Origin of the sequence: Fusobacterium perfoetens ATCC 29250 (assembly GCF_000622245.1) — a bacterium.
Taxonomy (GTDB): Bacteria; Fusobacteriota; Fusobacteriia; order Fusobacteriales; family Fusobacteriaceae; genus Fusobacterium_B; species Fusobacterium_B perfoetens.
On the sequence record NZ_KK211416.1, the window covers coordinates 270,919 to 292,277 of the forward strand.

General features: G+C 25.4%; 23 protein-coding genes and 1 riboswitch. Of the genes, 17 read left to right on the plus strand and 6 right to left on the minus strand.

Translation table 11 applies throughout. From position 1 onward, the window contains the following. Window positions 1-12 precede the first annotated feature (12 nt). The 10 genes from T364_RS0108190 (at window position 13) to T364_RS0108235 (ending at window position 9,053) form a co-directional block, all read left to right on the plus strand. Entirely contained in the window at window positions 13-1,551 is a 1,539-nt protein-coding gene (locus tag T364_RS0108190) for a hypothetical protein (protein ID WP_027129153.1), read from the plus strand. A gap of 12 nt (window positions 1,552-1,563) precedes the next feature. Then, complete coding sequence (locus T364_RS0108195; RefSeq protein ID WP_027129154.1) at window positions 1,564-2,694, plus strand: toxin-antitoxin system YwqK family antitoxin; 1,131 nt, start codon at window positions 1,564-1,566, stop codon at window positions 2,692-2,694. Further along, on the plus strand, window positions 2,694-3,143 hold the full coding sequence (locus T364_RS0108200; protein ID WP_027129155.1) for a hypothetical protein: 450 nt from the start codon (window positions 2,694-2,696) through the stop codon (window positions 3,141-3,143). The genes T364_RS0108195 and T364_RS0108200 overlap by 1 nt, the downstream gene beginning before the upstream one ends. Beyond that, a complete protein-coding gene (locus tag T364_RS0108205) occupies window positions 3,140-4,483 on the plus strand; it encodes a toxin-antitoxin system YwqK family antitoxin (protein ID WP_027129156.1) in 1,344 nt (447 codons plus the stop codon). The genes T364_RS0108200 and T364_RS0108205 overlap by 4 nt, the downstream gene beginning before the upstream one ends. Window positions 4,484-4,544: 61 nt before the next feature. Further along, a complete protein-coding gene (locus T364_RS0108210; RefSeq protein ID WP_051532697.1) occupies window positions 4,545-4,952 on the plus strand; it encodes an NfeD family protein in 408 nt (135 codons plus the stop codon). 15 nt (window positions 4,953-4,967) lie between these two features. Continuing rightward, window positions 4,968-5,849, plus strand: a complete 882-nt coding sequence (locus T364_RS0108215; RefSeq protein ID WP_027129158.1) for an SPFH domain-containing protein — start codon at window positions 4,968-4,970, stop codon at window positions 5,847-5,849. 94 nt (window positions 5,850-5,943) lie between these two features. Further along, window positions 5,944-6,606, plus strand: a complete 663-nt coding sequence (locus T364_RS0108220) for a PdaC/RsiV family protein (RefSeq protein ID WP_027129159.1) — start codon at window positions 5,944-5,946, stop codon at window positions 6,604-6,606. Window positions 6,607-6,618: 12 nt separating this feature from the next. Beyond that, complete coding sequence (locus T364_RS0108225; RefSeq protein WP_051532698.1) at window positions 6,619-7,818, plus strand: CaiB/BaiF CoA transferase family protein; 1,200 nt, start codon at window positions 6,619-6,621, stop codon at window positions 7,816-7,818. Continuing rightward, window positions 7,808-8,287 (plus strand): methylated-DNA--[protein]-cysteine S-methyltransferase, encoded by a 480-nt coding sequence (locus T364_RS0108230; protein WP_027129161.1) that lies wholly within the window; start codon window positions 7,808-7,810, stop codon window positions 8,285-8,287. Before T364_RS0108225 ends, T364_RS0108230 begins: the two co-directional genes overlap by 11 nt. Beyond that, complete coding sequence (locus T364_RS0108235) at window positions 8,277-9,053, plus strand: glucose 1-dehydrogenase (protein ID WP_027129162.1); 777 nt, start codon at window positions 8,277-8,279, stop codon at window positions 9,051-9,053. The genes T364_RS0108230 and T364_RS0108235 overlap by 11 nt, the downstream gene beginning before the upstream one ends. Before the next feature lie 32 nt (window positions 9,054-9,085). On the opposite strand, the gene T364_RS0108240 is transcribed toward T364_RS0108235, so the two are convergent. Both T364_RS0108240 and T364_RS0108245 read right to left on the minus strand, forming a co-directional pair. Further along, window positions 9,086-10,465 (minus strand): uracil-xanthine permease family protein, encoded by a 1,380-nt coding sequence (locus T364_RS0108240; RefSeq protein WP_245596695.1) that lies wholly within the window; start codon window positions 10,463-10,465, stop codon window positions 9,086-9,088. A gap of 97 nt (window positions 10,466-10,562) precedes the next feature. Beyond that, complete coding sequence (locus tag T364_RS0108245; RefSeq protein ID WP_035945585.1) at window positions 10,563-12,146, minus strand: Na+/H+ antiporter NhaC family protein; 1,584 nt, start codon at window positions 12,144-12,146, stop codon at window positions 10,563-10,565. A 118-nt stretch (window positions 12,147-12,264) separates the two neighbouring features. Beyond that, window positions 12,265-12,435, minus strand: a riboswitch (Lysine riboswitch). A 209-nt stretch (window positions 12,436-12,644) separates the two neighbouring features. Between T364_RS0108245 and T364_RS0108250 the strand changes: the two genes are divergently transcribed. Genes T364_RS0108250 through T364_RS0108260 form a run of 3 tightly spaced genes read left to right on the plus strand, consistent with a single transcriptional unit; the run spans window position 12,645 to window position 15,380 of the window. Beyond that, the gene (locus T364_RS0108250; protein ID WP_027129165.1) at window positions 12,645-13,838 is read left to right on the plus strand and encodes an ATP-grasp domain-containing protein; all 1,194 of its coding nucleotides are present in this window, start codon (window positions 12,645-12,647) and stop codon (window positions 13,836-13,838) included. A gap of 17 nt (window positions 13,839-13,855) precedes the next feature. After that, window positions 13,856-14,611: an esterase family protein gene (locus tag T364_RS0108255; protein ID WP_027129166.1), complete on the plus strand. Its 756-nt coding sequence runs from the start codon at window positions 13,856-13,858 to the stop codon at window positions 14,609-14,611. Window positions 14,612-14,621: 10 nt separating this feature from the next. Next, window positions 14,622-15,380: an alpha/beta hydrolase gene (locus T364_RS0108260; RefSeq protein ID WP_027129167.1), complete on the plus strand. Its 759-nt coding sequence runs from the start codon at window positions 14,622-14,624 to the stop codon at window positions 15,378-15,380. A 362-nt stretch (window positions 15,381-15,742) separates the two neighbouring features. Here the strand turns inward: T364_RS0108260 and T364_RS0108265 are convergent, their stop codons facing one another. The 3 genes from T364_RS0108265 to T364_RS0108275 form a co-directional block, all read right to left on the minus strand. Beyond that, window positions 15,743-16,711 (minus strand): tyrosine-type recombinase/integrase, encoded by a 969-nt coding sequence (locus T364_RS0108265; RefSeq protein ID WP_027129168.1) that lies wholly within the window; start codon window positions 16,709-16,711, stop codon window positions 15,743-15,745. Window positions 16,712-16,930: 219 nt separating this feature from the next. Continuing rightward, window positions 16,931-17,611, minus strand: coding sequence for a pseudouridine synthase (locus T364_RS0108270; protein ID WP_027129169.1), 681 nt, complete (start codon window positions 17,609-17,611; stop codon window positions 16,931-16,933). Further along, window positions 17,608-17,901 (minus strand): hypothetical protein, encoded by a 294-nt coding sequence (locus tag T364_RS0108275; RefSeq protein ID WP_027129170.1) that lies wholly within the window; start codon window positions 17,899-17,901, stop codon window positions 17,608-17,610. The genes T364_RS0108270 and T364_RS0108275 overlap by 4 nt, the downstream gene beginning before the upstream one ends. Before the next feature lie 134 nt (window positions 17,902-18,035). Here T364_RS0108275 and T364_RS0108280 point away from each other — a divergent pair, with 134 nt between their 5' ends. The 4 genes from T364_RS0108280 (at window position 18,036) to T364_RS11160 (ending at window position 20,084) form a co-directional block, all read left to right on the plus strand. Continuing rightward, window positions 18,036-18,560 carry a nitroreductase family protein gene (locus T364_RS0108280; protein ID WP_027129171.1) on the plus strand — a complete coding sequence of 175 codons (525 nt, stop codon included), beginning with the start codon at window positions 18,036-18,038 and terminating at the stop codon, window positions 18,558-18,560. After that, window positions 18,535-19,299 carry a DNA alkylation repair protein gene (locus T364_RS0108285; RefSeq protein WP_051532699.1) on the plus strand — a complete coding sequence of 255 codons (765 nt, stop codon included), beginning with the start codon at window positions 18,535-18,537 and terminating at the stop codon, window positions 19,297-19,299. The genes T364_RS0108280 and T364_RS0108285 overlap by 26 nt, the downstream gene beginning before the upstream one ends. 71 nt (window positions 19,300-19,370) lie before the next feature. Continuing rightward, window positions 19,371-19,922 carry a hypothetical protein gene (locus T364_RS0108290; RefSeq protein ID WP_027129173.1) on the plus strand — a complete coding sequence of 184 codons (552 nt, stop codon included), beginning with the start codon at window positions 19,371-19,373 and terminating at the stop codon, window positions 19,920-19,922. A 12-nt stretch (window positions 19,923-19,934) separates the two neighbouring features. Continuing rightward, window positions 19,935-20,084, plus strand: coding sequence for a hypothetical protein (locus tag T364_RS11160; protein WP_158413632.1), 150 nt, complete (start codon window positions 19,935-19,937; stop codon window positions 20,082-20,084). 29 nt (window positions 20,085-20,113) lie between these two features. On the opposite strand, the gene T364_RS0108300 is transcribed toward T364_RS11160, so the two are convergent. After that, window positions 20,114-21,088, minus strand: a complete 975-nt coding sequence (locus T364_RS0108300) for a magnesium transporter CorA family protein (protein WP_051532700.1) — start codon at window positions 21,086-21,088, stop codon at window positions 20,114-20,116. Window positions 21,089-21,359: the final 271 nt, after the last annotated feature.

Consider the following 21,359-nt stretch of genomic DNA (forward strand, 5'->3'; position numbering starts at 1 on the left):
TAAGGTGATTGTATGAAAAAAATAATACTTGGATTTTTAATTCTCTCTTCTTTAGCTTTAGCAGATAAACACCCTGATAAAAGAGCTGACTTGTATCTTAAAAATGGAAAATATTATTCTCCAGACATTAATGATGTTTTTACAGGGACTCTAATTTATGCTACAAAACCAGAAAATATAGATTATCTTGAGATAATTTATAGAGATGGATTAATTTCAGAGGAAAAAGAGCTTTATGAAAGTGGTGCTATAAAAAAATTAACAAAATATGATGAAGAGGAAGATGCCTATTTAGAAGAAAAATATTATGAGGATGGAACTTTATCTCAAAGAAAATTAATAAAAGATGGACAAGAAAGAATAGTTTTTATTAATGATAACAATATTCCTAATGATAGAAATTATTTTTCTTTTGATGGAAGATTAGATAAAAAATTAGAAGTGAATGGCAATGTCCGAATAAGATATAGAAAAGAAGATAATTTTGTAAATGATGCTGACCTTTATTCTAAATTTTATAATGATATTAATATAAAAGAGGAAAAAACAGGAAATTTAGAAAATTTTTCTAGAAAATATGAATATGGACTTTTAGTTAATGAAAGTTATAGTAAAGTCAATGAGAAAGAAAAAATCATAAAACAAATAAATTTTGAAGATAATATTTTGACTGTAACAGAAGATAATAAAGAAACAAAATATTATTTGAATGGTAATAAAAAATATGAAGATATTACCTTCAAAGATAAAAATAATATTTTACATAATGAAACAAGATATTTTGATGAAAGTGAAAAAATAATTTCTGAAAAAATATATTTGAATAATGATTTAAAGAAAGAGTATAAAGATAAAGATTATGAAAATTATAGGGAAAGATTAAATAAAAATCTTCCTTATACTATAAAGTATCCAGATGGAAAAATAGCTTATGAAAAATATCTTACTAAAGATAATAAAACAATAGAAAAATATTTTTCAAAAAATGGAACTTTAACTTTTTCAGGAGAATATTATCCTAATATCTATAAGAAAAGTATAAAAAAATTAATAAGTGAATATGATGATGGACTTGAAGCAAAAGTTGAGTTACCTAAAAATATAAAAAGATATACAGTTGAGGGAAAACTTATATATGAATCTAAGTTTGAAGAAAATGAAAAATTTACTAAATTTCATAAAATAAGTTATCATAAAAATGGAAAAATTTATTATGACGAATTAGAAACAATAGATAATACAACAGATATAATGGTTAGAGAATTAAAAAGATATGATGAAAAAGGAAATTTAGAATACAGTCTAAAATTAGACAATAAAATAAAAATCGAAAGTGCATATAGAGATAATAAAATTCAATATAAATACGAATTAAAAAAAGAAGATGGAGACCTAATAGAAGAATATAGTATTTACTATAAGAATGGAAAGAAAAGATATTCAAGTGAATATCATACAAATTATAGAACAGGAAAAGGATTTAGTTATATAAGAACTTATGATTTAGTTGGAAAAATGAAAAAAGAATCTAAGAGAGAATATCAATATTAGGAGAAATTATCTATGAAAGAAAAAAATAATATTAAATTTAAAATAATAGTATTTTTATTGATTGCTTTAGGAATAGGAAATGAATTTTATCCCTATAAAAAAGTTATACAAGACTATCGAGAATATAAAAAGAGAATAGCTCCATATACTGCAGATAGAGAGGTATTTTATCCTGACGGAGTTTTAAAATATAAAAAAGAGGGAAAAAAAGAGGAGTATTATCATAGAAATGGTGCTTTAAGAAGGGTAGAAGAAAATTCTAAAGGTGATACTAGATATGATATTGGAGGAAATATTATAGAAAGATTTGCCCAAGAAGAGAGTAAAGTAGAAAATGGTGTAGATAAAATATACTCTGTTAATGGGAATATAGTAGCAGAATCTAATTATAAAAATGGAAAATTAGATGGAAGTAAAAAAATATATTTCATTGACTCAAAAGATATTTTTGCAGAAGAAAATTATAGAGATGGAATGAAAGTAGGGGAACAAAAATATTATTTTAAAAATGGAGATATAGAAGTTTATGAGAAATATGATGAGAATGGAAAATTAAAAATTAAAAATGAATTTTTCTTTTCAGGAGAACCAAAATCTTCTTATGATTTCACAGAAAAAAATAGAAGAGAAAGTATAGAGTATAATGAAGATACTAAAAAAATAAAAGAGAAAGAGATAATTTTATACTCTGATAATGAAGAAATATTAGAAGAAATTAAAGAACACTATAACGAAAATGGAGTTAAAAAATATACAACAAGAGAAGTAAAAAAATCTAATTTAGAAGAAACAAATATTTATTATGAAAATGGAAATCTTCAATATACTTATTATGAATTATTTGGTAAAAGAATGCCTGTTGGAAAAATATATTATAAAAATGGAAATCTTGATACTAATAATTATTATGATGAAACTAATAAAAAACTTATATCAGAAAAATATTTTGAGAATGGGAAACTTGAATCTAAAACTATTCATAAAAATAAAGAGATGATTAGTGATATAGAATATTATATAGAATATAGAAATAATGGAAAGAAATTTTATGAGGTAAAAAAAGTAGGGGATAAGAAGATAGAAAAGTTTTATGGAAAAACAGAAAAATTATTATATGAAAATGTGATAGAAGGTGATAAATAATGGAAAATCTATATGATAAACTTTGGGAAAATACAAAAACTTGGAAATTTGACCCCTTTGTATTTATAGTCTGTTTATTTACCTTAAAAAATTATCTTATATCAATTCCACTTAACCTTAGTATACTTATTTTTTATTGTATGTTAAGTGAAAAATATACTATTAAACATTCAAAAAAGTTTTTTTTATCTTATTTATTATGGGGAATAGTATTTTTAATTCTGATTATTATAATAACTGTTCCTGTAATATTCTTTTTAGGATTTGATGATGCTGGAAGTATAAGCTCTGAAACAAAAACTTTTATAATGTCTGGCTCTCTTCCTATGATATTTAGTAGTATAAAAATTTTATTTTCAGTAATTTTATCATATAAATCTCAAAAATGTAAAAGATTGGCATATGAAGAATATGAGGAATCTAAAAAGGGAGAGGAGGAAAATTTGTGAAAAAAATAATTGCTTTAGGAAGTTTAATTTTAACTTTATGTAGTTGCAGCTTTTTAGAGCCAAAAACAGAAGTGGGAGCTTATGGAATGGAAGCAGCAGCTTTAGCTCTTTCTCCAATAATTTATCCAATTGTCAAAGTAAAAGAGGAATTTAAGTTCCAAGTGGAACAATCTCAAGAGGAAAAAGAGAGAAAGCAAGGCTTAACAACTGTACCTGGAAAATCAAAATCACAAGGATATTTTAGTAGTGATTGGTTTATGGGAAATTTTTATAGGAATGAATATGTTATATATGATATTTTTTCTGACAAAAGTGGATTTATTACAGAAAGAAAAGGGTATCTTCCAAGTGGACAATTAATAGTCCATGAAAAATTTAGAAGAAGAAAAAAAGTTTATGAAAAAGTATATTATCCAAATGGAAAACAATATTATTTAGTAGACCATGATAATTCTCAATATATATCTTATGATATAAATGGAAATTTAACAAAAAATTTAACAGGAAAAGAAAAGTTAACTAGAGAATACAATGGAGAAACTTTAATTAAAGAAAGTTACTCTAAGGGAGAAATGGGATATTGGAAAAATTATTATGATACAGGAGCTCCTAAAGGAGTAGAAGTAACAAATATGATTCTTGAAGACCAAAAATTATTTTCAGAAGCTGAAAAAACATTAAAAGATTGGAATGAAGTTTATGAAGAGGTAAGAAAATCTGAAAAAACAAAATATAATGGAAAATATAGAATTTACTCACCAAACGGTGATATTTATGCAGATTTTAATTTCAAAAATGGATATGCTATTGGAGAGCAAAAACAATATTATTGGAATAGTAAAAAATTATTTTCAAAATTTATATATGTAAATGGAAATTTAGAAAAAATTATATACTATTTTAAAAATGGAAAGATTAAAGAAATCCATGATAATAACTCATATAAAAGCTATAATTTAGCTGGACAATTAATAGGAGAAGGGAATAGTAAAGGAAGAAAAGAATATTATAATGGAAAGTTAATAGTATTTAGACCAAAAACTTCTGATTGGGCTGATGATGAAACTAAATATTATTTAGATGGAAAACTAAAAGCTCAAATGCAATTTGTGGATAATGATTCTAGAATAAGAGTATTAACTTATTATCATTATAATGGAAAGAGAAAAGAAGAATACATAAGTACTATTTATCCTGACCAATTATCTATATACAGAGAATATTATATGAATGGAAAAATGAAATATGAAGAGATAAAAAATTCCAATATATATAGAAAAATAATAAGATTTTATGATATAAATGGAAATCTTTTAAAAGAAAAAAATCAGAAATTTTAAGTCATAAACAAATATATACAAAATATCGTCTTAAAAAGAAAAAAGAAAGGGAAGACTGATTATGGAAATTTGGTTTGCTGTAGGAATTATATTTTTAATAATTGAAGGAATTAGTTTTGGTTTAATTTCAATTTGGTTTTCTTTAGGTGCTTTTATAACTATGTTCTTTTATAAATTGGAATTTATGAATCAGTTTTATATTTTTGTAGCAACTTCAGGAATATTTTTAATTTTTATAAGAAAAATAGCTGTAAAAAAGTTTAAAGGAAAGAGTAAGGAATTAAATAGAATTCAAAATAAAAAAGTCAAAATTGAAAAGGTTGAAGAGAGAGGAGGAGAGAATATATATACAGTTTTTCTTGATGGAAAATATTGGTACGGTATTTCTGAAGAAAAACTTAATCTTGATGAAATTGTTAATGTAAAAAAAATAGAAGGAAATAAACTTATACTAGAAAAATCTAAATAATATTAGGAGGGACAAATGTTTTTTATATTTTTACTAATTTTAGTTATTATAGTTTTAGCTGCTATTCATATAAGAATAGTTGCTCAATCACAAGCTTATGTTATTGAAAGATTAGGAGCTTATTTAACTACTTGGGATGTTGGTTTAAATATTCTTATACCTTTCATTGATAGAGTTGCTAAAAAAGTTTCTTTAAAAGAACAGGTATTGGATTTTCCACCACAACCTGTTATTACAAAAGATAATGTTACTATGCAAATAGACTCTGTTATATATTTTCAAATTACAGACCCAAAATTATATACATATGGAGTTGAAAGACCACTTAATGCTATTGAAAATTTAACAGCTACAACTCTTAGAAATATTATTGGAGAGATGGAGCTTGACCATACTCTTACTTCAAGAGATACAATAAATACTAAAATGAGAGCTATACTAGATGAGGCAACAGACCCTTGGGGTATAAAAATTAATAGAGTAGAATTAAAAAATATTATTCCACCAGCTGAAATTCAAGATGCTATGGAAAAACAAATGAAAGCTGAAAGAGAAAGAAGAGAATCAATATTAAAAGCAGAAGGACAAAAAAAATCAGCTATTCTTGTGGCTGAAGGAGAAAAAGAAGCAGCTATTTTAAGAGCTGAGGCTAAAAAAGAAGCTGAGATAAGAGAGGCTGAAGGAAGAGCTGAAGCTATATTAAAAATTCAAAATGCTCAAGCAGAGGGAATCAAACTTCTAAAAGAAGCTGGAGCAGATAAATCTGTACTTGCTTTAAAGAGTATGGAAACTTTCGTAAAAGTGGCTGATGGACAAGCTACAAAAATAATAATTCCTAGTGACTTACAAAATCTTACAACATTTAGTGAAATCTTTCATGAAGGAACAAAAAAATAGTTTTTTTTAAGAGTTGGGCAACCAACTCTTTTTTTAAACTTTTTATAAAAAAATAAACTCTAAATAATGAATTAAAGTACAAAGGAGTATTACTATGAAAAAAAATTTATTATTTTATTTTTTATTTTCTACTTTAGCTTTAGCTAGTGTAGATATAAAAACAATATCAAAAAATGAAGAAACAGAAAAATATAAATATGAATTTTCATATCCTAAATTTATTTTAAATGAAAAATCTTTATCAGTAAATAATGAGATTGAAAAAATTGTTAACGATAATATAAAAGGATTTAAAAAAGAGGGAGTAACTAACCCATATAAAAATAGACCTTATGAAGCTAAAATGATTTTTAAAGAGTTCAAAAATAATTTTGGAATAACATCTACTTTGGTAATGAATTATTTTTATACAGGAGGAGCTCATGGAATAACAGGACTTACTTCTTATAATATAAATTCAGAAACAGGAAAAAATTTAACTTTTAATGATATTTTTTCTAGAGGAGCAAAAAAATATTTCGAGCAAGAGATAACTAAAAAAATAGAATCTGAGTTGAGAAAACCTTTAGAGAAAAGAGAGATTAATTATTTTGGTGAAAAAACAATGAGGACTGTTGATTTAGATAATGCTGTTTTATTTTTTAGAGGAAATGAATTTGTAATTAGATACCAACAATATGCCATAGCACCTTATTCAGAAGGTACACCAGAATTTACATTTACAAAAGAGCAAATAGAAAAATATTTAAAAATATAATGGAGTGATATTATGGGAGCTTTAACAGGATTAAAAATATTAGATTTTTCAACATTATTACCAGGACCTTATGCTACTCTTATGTTAGGAGATTTAGGAGCTGATATTATAAAAATAAGTGCTCCTGATAAAAAAGATATAGTGGCTGATTATCCTCCTTATATAGATGGTTGTGATATTACTGCCAATCAAGCTTGGCTTGGAAGAAATAAAAAAAATCTTTTTCTTAATTTAAAAACAGAAAAAGCTAAAGAAATTATATATAAATTGATAAAAGAATATGATATAGTAATTGAACAATTTAGACCTGGAGTAATGGATAGATTGGGATTTGGTTATGAAGATTTGAAAAAAGTAAATCCTAAAATTATATACTGTTCTCTAACAGGTTATGGACAAACAGGACCTTTAAAAAATAATGCTGGACATGATATAAACTATCTTGCTAGAAGTGGAAATATGAATTATTCAGGAAAAGAAAATATAGGTCCTGTATTAACAAATATGCAAATAGCAGATATAGGTGTAGGCTCTCTTCATTCTATTATAGGTATTCTCTCTGCTGTATATTTTAGAGAAAAAACAGGAAAAGGACAATATATTGATATATCTATGTTTGATGGACTTATTCCATTTCATGCTATGGAAGGAGCAAGTTTTCTAGTTAATGGAATAGAGCCACAAAGAGAAAAAACAAGACTTAATGGTGGAAGTGCCTATGATTTTTATGAAACAAAAGATAATAGATATTTAAGCGTTGGTTCTCTTGAACCAAAATTTTGGGAAAACTTTTGTAATTGTATAGAACTTCCAGAACTTATCAAAGAAACAGTAATGCCTGAAAATGTAAAAGAGATGAAAGAAAAAATTAGAAAAAGATTATTAGAAAAAACTTTAAAAGAATGGTTGGATATATTTGAAGGAAAAGATGTTTGTGTAGAACCTGTTTTAAATATGAGGGAAGCTCTGTTAGAAGATGAACATATAAAAGATAGAAAATTAGTTGTAGATGTAAAAGTGGCTAATTCTCAAGAAAAAATTGTAAAACAAATGGGAACTCCATTAAAACTTTCAGAATGTCCTATAGAATATAAAGAGAGTGGATATCCTTTAGGTTACCATACAAAAGAGATACTTGAAAAATTGGGATATTCAGAAGAAGATATTAAAAACTTAACAGAAACTGGAGTAACATCTCTGTATGAAAAATAATTATAAAAAATATTATAAATCTCCTATTGGACTTCTAGAAATAATTTATGATGAAAATTATATAAATTCTGTGGAATTAATAGAAAATATAGATTTTGAAAATAATCAAAATGATGATATGGGAGAAAAAGCTATAAAACAATTAAAAGAATATTTTTTAGGACAGAGAAAAAAATTTGATTTACCTTTAAATTTTAAAGGAACAGATTTTCAAATAAAAGTTTGGCGAGAATTAGAAAAAATTCCTTATGGTGAAACTAGAACTTATAAAGAAATTGGTATAAATGTAGGATGTCCAAAAGGAGCTAGAGCCATAGGAAATGCTAATAATAAAAATCCTTTTATAATAGTAGTTCCGTGCCATAGAGTTATAGGAAGTAATGGAAAATTAGTAGGTTATGCTAAAGGATTAAATATAAAAAAATATTTATTAGAATTAGAAATGAAAGGAGTCAAATGTGGGAATTAAAGAAAAATATGATTTAAGTGGAAAAGTTGCGATTATTACAGGAGCTGGAGATGGAATAGGAAAAGCTAGTGCTTTAAAACTTGCTGAAGCAGGAGCTAATGTAGTATGCAGTGATATAAATGAAGAAAAAATTAATCTTCTTGTAAAAGAGATAGAAGAAAAATTTAAAGTAAAAGCATTAGCTGTAAAATGTAATGTTTTAGAAGAAAAAGATTTAATAAATCTTGTAAATAAAACTGTTGAAACTTTTGAAAAAGTTAATATTTTAGTAAATAACGCTGGTGGTGGTGGAGCTGGACGTGAGAATATAGATTCACTTACTCTTGAATATATAACAAAAACTTTTACTTTAAATCTTTTTGCAGGACTTATGCTTATAAAGCTTTGTGCTCCACATATGAAAAAAGACAAATATGGTTCAATTATCAATATTAGTTCTATGTCAGCTAATATGGTAAGTCATAATATGATTATATATGGAAGTTCGAAAGCTGCTGTAAACCAAATGACTAAATATGCAGCTTATGATTTAGGACCAGAGATAAGAGTCAATGCTATTGGACCAGGAGCTATAAAAACTCATGCTCTTAGTACAGTTCTTACTGAAAAAATAGAGGAAAAAATGTTGTCAAAAACTCCATTAGGAAGACTAGGAGATGTTGAAGATATTTCTATGGCTGTTCTTTATTTTGCAAGTCCAGCTTCTTCTTGGACAAGTGGTCAAATAATTTATATAAATGGTGGAGGAACTCAAGAATTAGATTAAAAAAATAGGAGCTAATAAAATAGCTCCTATTTTTATTTTTTTTCTTCTTCTTTAGGAAGGAGAAGATTTAATAATAAAGCAAGTAATGTAGACATAACAACACTAGAACCAAATATTAATTTTATAATTTGTGGAAATTGAGCTATAGCTTGAGGAACTTGCCCAATTCCAGAACCTAAAGCTACAGATAATCCAACTATTATCATTGTTCTTCCTGTAATTCCATTTTTGCTGATAATTTGTATTCCTGTCATACTTATCATAGAGAAAACAGTTATAGTTCCACCACCAATTACAGCAGAAGGAATTGTATTTATTAAAGCTCCAAATTTTGGAACAAATCCTGCTATCAATAAGAAAGAGGCAGCTATTCCAATTACATATCTACTTACAACTTTTGTTAATACCACTAAACCAACATTTTGAGAATATGTTGCTGTTGGAAAAGAGTTTAAAGCAGAAGCAACTAAGGCTCCAAATCCATTTCCTATAACTCCACCAGATAATTCTTTATCAGTAACTTCTCTATTCATTCCACCTAAAGTAACAGCAGATAAATCTCCTACAGCTTGAATGGCAGTCACAAGATACATAATAGACATAGCTATAATAGAACCAATTTCAAATTTTGGTGCTCCAAATACAAAAAATTTAGGTAAAGCAAACCAAGAAGCTTCTTTTACAGGAGTAAAATCTACAATTCCTAAAAATAGAGAAATTATATATCCTATACTCATTCCAATTAAAATAGAAGATAATTTAGTTATTCCTTTTGTATAGTGGTTAAAAAATAAAACTATTCCTAAAACAATTAAGCTTATAGCCCAATTTTCATATGAACCATATGTAGGACTTCCAACTCCACCAGCCATATAATTAATTCCTATTGGAAATAGAGATAATCCAATAGAAAAGACTACTGTTCCGGCTACTAATGGTGGAAAGAATTTTCTTATTCTTTTTAAATAACCACCAATTAATATAGAAACTATTCCACCCATTATTTGAGAACCAAAAAGAATAGGTAAATTTTCTGAGCCACCAGCTAAAATAGCTAAGGTTGTTGGTAAAAATCCAAAACTTACTCCCATTACTATAGGTAAACCAGAACCTGTTTGTAATCCAAAAATACTAATAGGATAAATTTGAATAAAAGTAGCTATAGCAGCAGTAAGCATAGAACATTGAATTAAAATTGTAATAATATTTTGATCTAATTTGGCAACTCTAGAAACAATTAATATAGGAGCAACATTTCCTACAAACATAGCTACAATATGTTGAAAAGCAAGTGGTAGAGCTTCTAAAAAAGAAGGTTTTCCATCTATTTTAAATAACTCATTAGATTCAGTTAAATTATTATTTTTTTTAACATTTTTCCTCCATAAAAACAATTGTAATTTTAAATCCAAAATATTTTAACATATTTTTTTAATAAAATCTAGTAATGAAAAAAATGTTGATTATAAGATTTAATTATAATCAACATTTTTTTTAATTTTTATTAAATTAGATATGTTTTTTTCTTGTTATTAATAAAATAACTGCAAGAGCTATCATTCCAAAAGGAAGAGCTAAGAATAAACTTCTAGTATATCCTACTATAATATAAGAAACAAAAGATACAGCAGCTACTGTTAAAGCATAAGGTAATTGAGTATAAACATGATTTACATGATTACTTTGAGCTCCAGCAGAAGCCATTATAGTAGTATCAGAAATTGGAGAACAATGGTCTCCACAAACAGCCCCAGCCATACAAGAAGAAATTGCTATTATCATCATTTGATGGTCACCTTCAAAAACAGCAACAACTATCGGAATTAAAATTCCAAATGTTCCCCAAGAAGTTCCTGTAGCAAAAGCAAGTCCACAACCAACTAAGAATATAATTGCTGGTAACATATTCATTAAAGAACTTGCTGAAGTCTCCATAAAGTGAGCTACATAAGGAGCTGCTCCTAAACTATCAGTCATAGCTTTTAAAGTCCAAGCAAAAGTAAGAATTATAATTGCTGGAACCATTGCTTTAAATCCTTCTGGAATACATCCCATACATTGATGGAAAGTTAAAACTCTTTTTAATGAATAAATAATAATTGTAAATATCATTGCAAAAATACTTCCTAAAGAAAGACCTAGAGATGCATCACTACTAGAAAATGCCTCAACAAATGTAGCTCCACTGAAAAATCCTCCAGTATAAATCATTCCAATTACACAGCAAATAATTAATAAAGCAATAGGAATTACTAAATCTAAAACAGAACCTTTTTTATTTTCTTGAACTTCTTCTGTAACAAATGAACGGTCAGCAGTTGTAAATAAATCTCCATTTAAAGCATTTTCTTCATGAATTCTCATTGGTCCATAATCTATTTTAGAAATAACTAAAGTTACTAACATAAATATTGTAAGTAAAGCATAAAAGTTATAAGGAATCGCTTGAATAAATATTGAAAATCCGTCTTCACCAGGAACAAATCCTGTAACTGCTGCTGCCCATGAAGAAATAGGAGCTATAATACATACAGGAGCTGCTGTAGAGTCTATAATATAAGCAAGTTTTGCACGAGATACATTATATTTATCAGTAACAGGACGCATAACACTTCCAACAGTTAAACAATTAAAATAGTCATCAACAAATATTAAACATCCTAGTAATATTGTAGCAAGTTGAGCTGATACACGAGATTTTATTTTTTTACTAGCCCATAATCCAAAAGCTAATGAACCACCAGCTGAATTCATAAGACAAACCATAGTTCCTAGTACAACTAAGAAAATTAAAATTCCTACATTATAACTACTAGAAAGAACTGAAATAAAACCATCTTGTAAAATATGAGTAGCCGTTCTTTCAAAAGTAAAACCAGAATAAAATAAACCTCCAACAGTAATTCCTATAAATAGTGAACTATAAACTTCTTTAGTTATAAGTGCAAGAACTATCGCCACTATAGGTGGAACTAAAGACCAAAATGTAGAATAAAGTGCTGGTTGATATCCTTCTTCTCCAGCAAAACTAAAACTAGATAACAGTAAAAACATTGAGCATATAAGAATGCTTCTAATAAAACTTTTTTTCATAAAACCCTCCATATTTATAAAAATTTAATATTAACAAATAAAAAAAGCCACAAATAAAATGAGGCTTCACAAAAATGAGTTATATGCAATTAGTGTAATGATAATAACAAAACTAATATACTTTGATAGCTCTCCACAAATTTGTGACAGTCTATTATATATTTTATAATAGCCCAAGAATTATTTGATGATTATAATCCTTTCGGCAATTCTCCCTTTTATCTAAACAACAGTCCATCAACTTTTTACATTTAGATTACTCTTGAAAATTGCAACCTCTATCCTCTAGCTTATTTACTTTTGTGCATTATACTACTTATTTATATAAAAGTCAATATAAAACTTAAAAAATATATTTTAGAAAATATATGAGTAATATAAATAAAAGTTATAATAGAAAACTATTGTAATTTTTAATAGAGTTATAAAAAAATATATTGAATATACCAAAAATATATGATAATATATGTTAATATTTAATAAAAAGGGGTGAGGGTGATGAATTTTATATTTTTATCTCCAAATTTTCCAAAAAGTTATTGGAATTTTTGTAGAGGATTGAAAAATAATGGTGTTAATGTATTAGGGATTGGGGATGCAGAATATGACAGTTTATCTCCAGAATTAAAAAATTCTCTTAATGAATATTACAAGGTTTCATCATTAGAAAATTATGATGAAGTTTATAGAGCTTGTGCTTTCTTTGCTTTTAAATATGGAAAAATTGATTGGATAGAAAGTAACAATGAATATTGGTTATTAAGAGATGCTAGACTTCGTACAGATTTTAATGTAAACACAGGATTAAAAAATGATAAGATAGCTGGTATAAAATATAAAAGTAAAATGAAAGAATTTTATGCTATGGCAGGAGTTAAAACAGCTCGTTATCATATAGTTGATAATTATGAAAATTCTTTAGAATTTATTAGAGAAGTAAGCTATCCTGTAATTGTAAAACCAAATAATGGAGTTGGAGCAGCTGCTACTTATAGACTTGATAGTGATGAAGAATTTAATTTTTTCTATGAAACTTATGATAAAGATATAGAATATATAATGGAAGAATTTATAAATGGAGAATTACTTTCATATGATGGTATAGTAAATAGTAAAAAAGAAATAGTTTTTGAAACAGCTCATGCTTATCCTACACCTATTATGGATATTGTAAATGAGAAAAAAGATGTAACTTACTATTCTTATAGAATTATACCAGAAGATTTAAAAGAGGCAGGAAGAAAAACTGTTCAAACTTTTGATACAAATAGTCGTTTTTTTCATTGTGAATTCTTTAGACTTTTAGAAGATAAACCAGGATTAGGAAACAAAGGAGAAATAGTAGGATTAGAAGTTAATATGCGTCCACCTGGAGGATATACTCCTGATATGATGAATTTCGCTAATAATATAGATGTTTATCAAGTTTGGGCAAATATGATTTGTTTTGATGAAGGAAAATTTGATGTTGATTCAAGACCATATCATTGTATTTATGTTTCAAGAAGAGATGAACATAATTATGTAAATTCAAAAGAATATGTTTTAGAGAAATATAAAAATAATATAGTGATGATAGAAAGAATGCCTGATATATTTTCAGCAGCAATGGGAAATGATATGATTACTGCAAGATTTGAGACACTAGAACAATGCTTAGAATTTGAAAATGATTATCTAAAACAATACTAGAAAAAGGGGGAGAGAATATGTATATAGCTTATTATAAAGAATATAGCCATTTTTTAGGAAGAGATATGGAATTTAAAGTTTATGGACATAGTGGAAAACCATGTGTAGTTTTTCCAGCTCAAGATGGAAGATTTTTTGATTATGAAGGATTTGGAATGGTTGAATGTATAAAAAATTATATAGAAGAGGGGAAAATTCAACTATTTTGTGTTGATAGCATAGATTTAGAAAGTTGGTCTAGAAAAAATGGAGATTATCAGCAAAGAATAGAACAACATGAAAAATGGTTTAATTATATAATTAATGAAGCTATTCCAAGATTTAGAGAAATTTATGGTGAAACTTCTGGAAATTATTATTATGGAAAATTTTTAACAACAGGTTGTAGTATGGGAGCGTATCATTCAGCAAATTTCTTTTTCCGTCGTCCTGATGTATTTGATAGTGTTATATCATTAAGTGGATTATATGATGCAAACTTCTTTTTTCCAAACCATTTTAATGAACTAATTTATAATAATTCACCTGTTGAGTTTTTAAGAAATATGCCTTGGAATCATCCATATCTAGATATATATAGAAATTCTAAAATTGTAATTTGTGTAGGACAAGGTAGATGGGAAGAAGAATGTATTAGAGATACAAACTATATGAAAGAAAATCTTGAAAGATTACAAGTTCCAGCTTGGATAGATTATTGGGGATATGATGTTGACCATGATTGGCCATGGTGGAGAGTTCAACTTCCATATTTTTTAAGTCATATATTGTAAGGAGTGATTTATGATTATCAAAGAGGAAATTTTTATAAAACCTTTTAAAACAAATAGACTTTTACATATTTATTTACCAGACAATATAAAAGAGGGAGAAAGATTTCCTGTTATGTACATGTTTGATGGACATAATCTTTTTTATGATACAGATGCTACATATGGAAAATCTTGGGGTATAAAAGATTTTTTAGATTCTGTTAATGGAAGAATAATTATAGTTGGTATAGAATGTAATCATGAAGGAAATATGAGATTATGTGAATTTTCTCCATACTCTTTTACTGATGAAGAATGGGGAAAAGTAAGAGGTCTTGGTAAAAAAACTACTAATTGGATAGCAGATGTTTTGAAGCCATATATTGATTCTAAATTTCCAACTTTACCAGAAAGAGAATTTACTGGTATAGGTGGAAGCTCAATGGGAGGATTAATGTCTGTTTATGGAATAGCAACTAGGTCAGATGTTTTTTCAAAAGCTGCTTGTGTTTCGCCTTTTTATGATTATATATTTGGAAAACTTGTTAAAGATATAGAAAATACGTCTTTTAATTCTGATACTACTATATATATAAGTTGGGGAAAAAGAGAATTTGCAGGAGCTAAAAATCTTGCTATAGGAACTGAAAAAAATCTAATAATAAGTAGAATGTTTACAGAAAAAGGAGCTAAAGTTTTTCCTCATTTAATGGTTAGTGGTGGACATGATGAAACTTCTTGGGAAAAAGAGTTGCCATCATTTTTCTATGAGTTGGGATATATAAAATAAAAAAATAGGGTATTACAAAGTTGATTAATTTGTAATACCTTTTTTTATTTTGTGTATATATAAATATTTTTAATAATAGGACTTTATATAGAATATTTAACTGTTTTATTATAAAAATAAAAATTATTTTTGTAAGTTAAATAATTTAACTCAATATAATGTTAATTATATCTAATTTAATAAATCCACTTATTATTATAAAAATAAAAATTATTTTTATAAGTTTTTAATTTTGCATAAAAATATATAATTTAACTTAAAGATTATATAATACTAATTAAAAAATAAAAATATCTTAAAATCCTTTATAAATTAAAAAACAAAAATATAGTATAAAAAGTCCTATTATTTTTTATATTTATTTAATCAGGGATTTTAGATATAACCTTCTTATCAAGTAAAGATTTTGCATTGATATATATCTCTGTTACTTTAGTATCTGAATGTCCTAAGAAATCTCTAATCTCTATTAAGTCTGCTCCATTAGAAGAAAGTTCCGTAGCGATTGCATGTCTTATATTGTGTGGGCTTATATTTAATCCTATAACTTTTCCCATATCTTGAATTATATTATAGAGAGCTTTATATGAAAGTTGAGAGTTTTTTTCATAAGAACTAGAAAAAACATATCTCTCTTCTAACTCCTCTTCTGAATATCCATACATATTCATAATATAATTTTTAAATTCTAAAAGTTTTTCTACAAGAATATTATGAAGTGGTTTATATAACTCCTTACCACTTTTAGATTTTTCAATTTTTATAAAGTAATCATTATCTCTTTTAAGTATATTTTTATATCGGACATTTAATAATTCTTGACTTCTCATTCCTGTATAAAATAGTGTATACATAATAATGGTATTTCTATATTCCTTTTCTCCAGAAACTTTGTAATTAGCTAAAATATTTTTTATATCTTCGTAAGATACTTTTAAAATGTTATCTAAGTTTCTAGAAGTTTTAAAAAGCTTTATATGTTTTAAAGGGTTAAGAACATTATATTTTTCTAACTCCTTATATAAAGATTTAAGGGCTGACATAATTTTATTAACAGATGTTTTTTTTAGTTTTCTTTCATATAATAAATGAGAAAGATAATCTTCTACATCTTCTTCTGTTATATCAGACATAAGTTCTAAAACTTCATCATTTTGTATAGGTTCTCCATTGTCATAAACAAAAAGTAAAAAATCATTCAAATAAAAAAAATAATCTTTCATAGTTTTTTCACTACGATAGATTTCAAATATGGATTTTCTATTTTCTTTTTCTCTTTTTTTTCTACGCCGAACAGAAACTTCATTTTTTTCTTTTACTATTAAATCCAAAAACAACACCTCTTTTATATATTAATCTATAGGACTTTTTATAAAAATTATATATTTTTATTTTTCTAAATTTTAATAATTAATTTATATCTTTAATTTTTTTATCAATGTATAAATATAAAATTAATAATTTACAAAAATAATTTTTATTTAAGAAAAATTAAATAATTTATATTAAAAACTACATATTATAAAAAGTCCTATTCTTAATTATATTTATTATATAATATCTTCTAAAGATATTTCTTTTACTTCTCCAATTTTTAAATCTCCTATTTCTAATTTTCCAAAAGAAATTCTATATAGATATATAACTTTATTGTTTACAGCTTCTAACATTTTTTTTACTTGATGAAATTTTCCCTCTTTTATGATTAAATGAATTTTTTTATCTTCTATTTTTATAGCTTTTGCTGGCATTGTTATATATCCACCTATATCAACACCATTTCTTAATTTTTCTAAATCTTCTTCTGATATATCTTTTTCTAATATGACCATATATGTTTTTTCAACATGACTTTTAGGAGAAAGTAATTTATGATTAAGCACCCCATCATTAGTAAGAAGTAATAATCCTTCTGTATCTTTATCTAATCTCCCTACTGGAGCTAAGTCTTTTTTTATAACCCAATCTGGCAAAAGTTCCATTACCGTTTTTTCTCTTGGGTCATCTACAGCAGTTATAAAACCAGCTTTTTTATTTAGAATATAATATCTAAATTTTTTATATGTAAGAATTTCTCCATTTACTTTTACTGTATCCTCATTTTCATTGATATTATCTTTTGGAGAAATTTTAAAGTTATCATTAACAGATATTTTTTTACTTTCAATTAAAGATTTTACATCTTTTCTACTTCCTAAACCACATTCAGTTAAAAATTTATCTAATCTCATTTTTTTTCCTTTCTATATTTATTATAGGCATTTATAAGAATTAAAATTTCCTTTTGAGATTCTATACTGTATAAATCACTATCAGTATAAAAATTAAAAAGTTTCCATATCTCAAGAGAATCTATATGATATAGCTTTATATTCTCATCATCAAGATATTTTATATAGTTATAAACTTCAGTATAAAAATTAATTTCAAATGCTCTGTTAAAAATTTCCTTTTTTTCTAAAGTTAAAATATAATTTTTAAAGGCATTATATTCTTTATATATATTACTTTCTCTATTCATTTTACTCTCCAAAATACAATATATATTATTGTATCATAAAATTATTAATAAATAAAATTATATTTTCTTTCTTTAACAATAAGAGTACAAAGTTAGTCTAAAGAATAGATTAAATTTTAAAGGAGATGGAATTTATGGATTTTTATGGAAGAAGAAGTATTAGAAAATATAAAAATATTCCTATAGAAAAGGAAAAATTAGATGAATTATTAAAAGTTGCTTTGGTATCTCCTACTGGTCATAATGCTAGAGCTTGTGAATTTGTGGTATTTGATAATGAAAAAGATGTAAAATCTTTGATTGGGATAAAAAGTTCTGGAGCTGGTTTTTTAGAAACTGCTCAAGCTTGTATAGGTGTGATTTGTGATGGAGAAAAAGCTATGACTTGGGTAGAAGATGCTTCTATTGCTGCTTATGTTATACAATTAAAAGCACATGAGTTAGGGCTTGGAAGTTGTTGGTGTCATTTAAAAGAAAGACAAAGTGTAGATGGAAAGCCATCAGAAGAAGTTTTTAGAAAACTTACTAATACACCTGAAAAATATCAGGTATTATGTTTAATAGCTTTAGGTTATCCTGATGAAGAAAAAACTAGTTACACAGAAAAAAATATAAATTTCGAGAAGGTAAGCTATGGAAAATATGGAAACAGAGGATAAAGAGTTAGATTTAATAAATATAGATTGGAATCAAAAAAATTATAAAGAGTTTATTAAGTTTTTACACATAAAAAAAGAAAAAAATTGGGATATAGGAAGACATTGCAAAGTTCTTAATATTCCAGTAGATACTTGTATTGGATTGAAAACTCCTATTATAAAAAAGATAGCTAAAGATATTTCTAAAGGAGATTATAAAAATTTTTTAAAGCTTGATATTAATAATACATATGAAGAAAAGTTAATAAGAGGATTAGTCTTAAGTTATTTAAAACTTCCTTATAATGAATTGGAAAATTATCTAAAAGATTATTTTGAAAAATATGTAGATTCTTGGAATTTATGTGATTGTCCTATAGGAAGTTATAAATTTATAAAAAAATATAAAAAAGAATATTTTAAATTTATAAAAAATTTTTATAAATCTAAAAATCCTTGGCTTATAAGAATAGAATTAGTCTCTCTTCTAAGTTATTATACAGATGATGAATATATAGATATAGTTCTTGATATATGTGAAAAGATAAAATCTGATGAATACTATGTAAATATAAGTTTAGCTTGGTTACTGTCTGAGCTTTTTGTAAAGCAGAGAGAAAAAACTTTAAATTTTTTAATTGAAAAAAGAGAAACTTTTGATGTGTGGACATATAATAAAACTATACAAAAAATTAAAGAATCTTTTAGAGTTTCAAAAGAAGATAAAAAATTTTTAGAGGATTTAAAGATTAAAAAATAGATTTTCCTTTGATTTTTTTATTATATAGTGTATAATATACCTTATAAATTACATGGTAAGGAGAGCTTTTAATGGTTGACTTTAATAAATTAGATAAGTATATAGACTATATAGAAAAAGGAGAAGTCCCAGATATATTTACATTTAATGAATTTGCTGTAGAATTTTATAATGTTTCTAAAGTTGTACCTTTATCTAAGTATCTAAGGACAAAAGGAAAAGTAACAAAACTTCCCAAAGTTATGAATATGAAAAAAGCAGGAGAAGTTTTACAAGAAACTAAAAAAGATAGTTCTGAAATCAGAAATTTTCTTAGAAGAAAAGGATATGTAAATATCCCTGAACTAAATTATACTTCTATTATGCTTTTAAGAAAAGTAGACTTAATGGATAATTGGAAGAGACTACTTATTTATTTTGGCGGAGGAAAAACTATTGGAGAAATAAATGATTCTACTAAAATAAATCTATTTCCTGAAGAAATAAAAAAATTAGAAGATTTTATAATGGAAAATTTAGATATAAATGAAGAACAATTAAATTGGTTTTTAAGTATGTTTGAAAAAATTAATACCAACAAATTATTGTTAAAAGCTGTCAAAAAATTAAATAAACAAATGTAGTAGGAGAATTTTATGAAAAAAAATATTTTTTATAAATATTTATTAAAAATATCTATTTATATATTTTTATTTCCTATATTTATAACAGGATATTTCTTAAGAATTTATGATAATTTTTTAAAAAAATATAAAATAGAAAATAGAACTTATAAAATGAAATAGCTGGAGATTATCTCCAGCTATTTTATTAATTATAACATTTTATTTTTTGATAACCAAAGAGCTATTAGAAAACTAAGAACAATTGATATAATAATCACACTTAAAAATCCAAAATTACTTTCACCAAATGGAACTAATACATTCATTCCCCATATTCCCGAAATAATAGTAGGAACAGCTAGAACAACTGTAATTGATGTAAGTCTTTTCATAACATTATTTAAGTTATTTGACATAATGGTAGAAAAAGCATCTCTTGTACTACTTAAGACACTAGTATAAATACTTGCCATTTCTATAGCCTGTTTTGTATCAATAATTATATCATCAAGAAGCTCCATATCATCTGGATATTTTTTTACAAGTTGCATTCTCATAATTCTATCTAAAACAGCTTCATTAGATTTTAATGAAGTTGTAAAATAAACTAGTGATTTTTCTAGTTCAAGTAACAACATAAGTTCATCATTATCTAAGTTTTTCTTTAAACGACTTTCTACAACATCACTAACACGACCAATCTGTCTTAAATAATATAGATAATATGATGTATTTCTAAAAAGAAGTTGTAAAATGAATCTAGTCTTTTTATAAGTAAAAAACTCTTTAACTTTTCCTTTTATAAATTCATCTATTAATGGAAATTTATCTATAGTAATTGTAATAATATTATCTGGTAAAAGTATAATACCAAGAGGGATTGTTGTAAAGGAACATTTATCATCACCATCATTATGAATGGGAATATCTATAATAATCAAGATTATGTCACCATCTATTTCCAAACGTGATTTTTCTTCTTCATCTAAGGCTGCACGTAAATGTTCTTGTGGAATATCTAACACTATTTCCAAAGCTTCAATTTCTTCATCAGTAGGAGCAGTTAAATTTATCCAAGTGTTTTTTTCTTTTAAAATTTCATAGTTAACTATATCATCATCATCAGTTTTATAGTATAAATAATCTAACTTATTTTTTTCATTAGTTTTTATAACTTGTATCATTTAAAATCCACCTTTCATAACAAAACATCTCTTTATCATGAAAGTTTGATGATAAAGAGAACTATATTTTTTTATAACACAAGGAATACGTGTCCATATAACAAAACCACCTCTTTAACTAAAATTTTATTTACATTACATTTTACTAAAATTTTTATAACTTGTAAAGTATTTTTTAACTAATAATTATTTACTTGTGAATTTAAAAAAATTATTGTATAATAACTTAGTTAATATTTTATTTTATGGGAGGTCTAAATTGAAAAAAAAT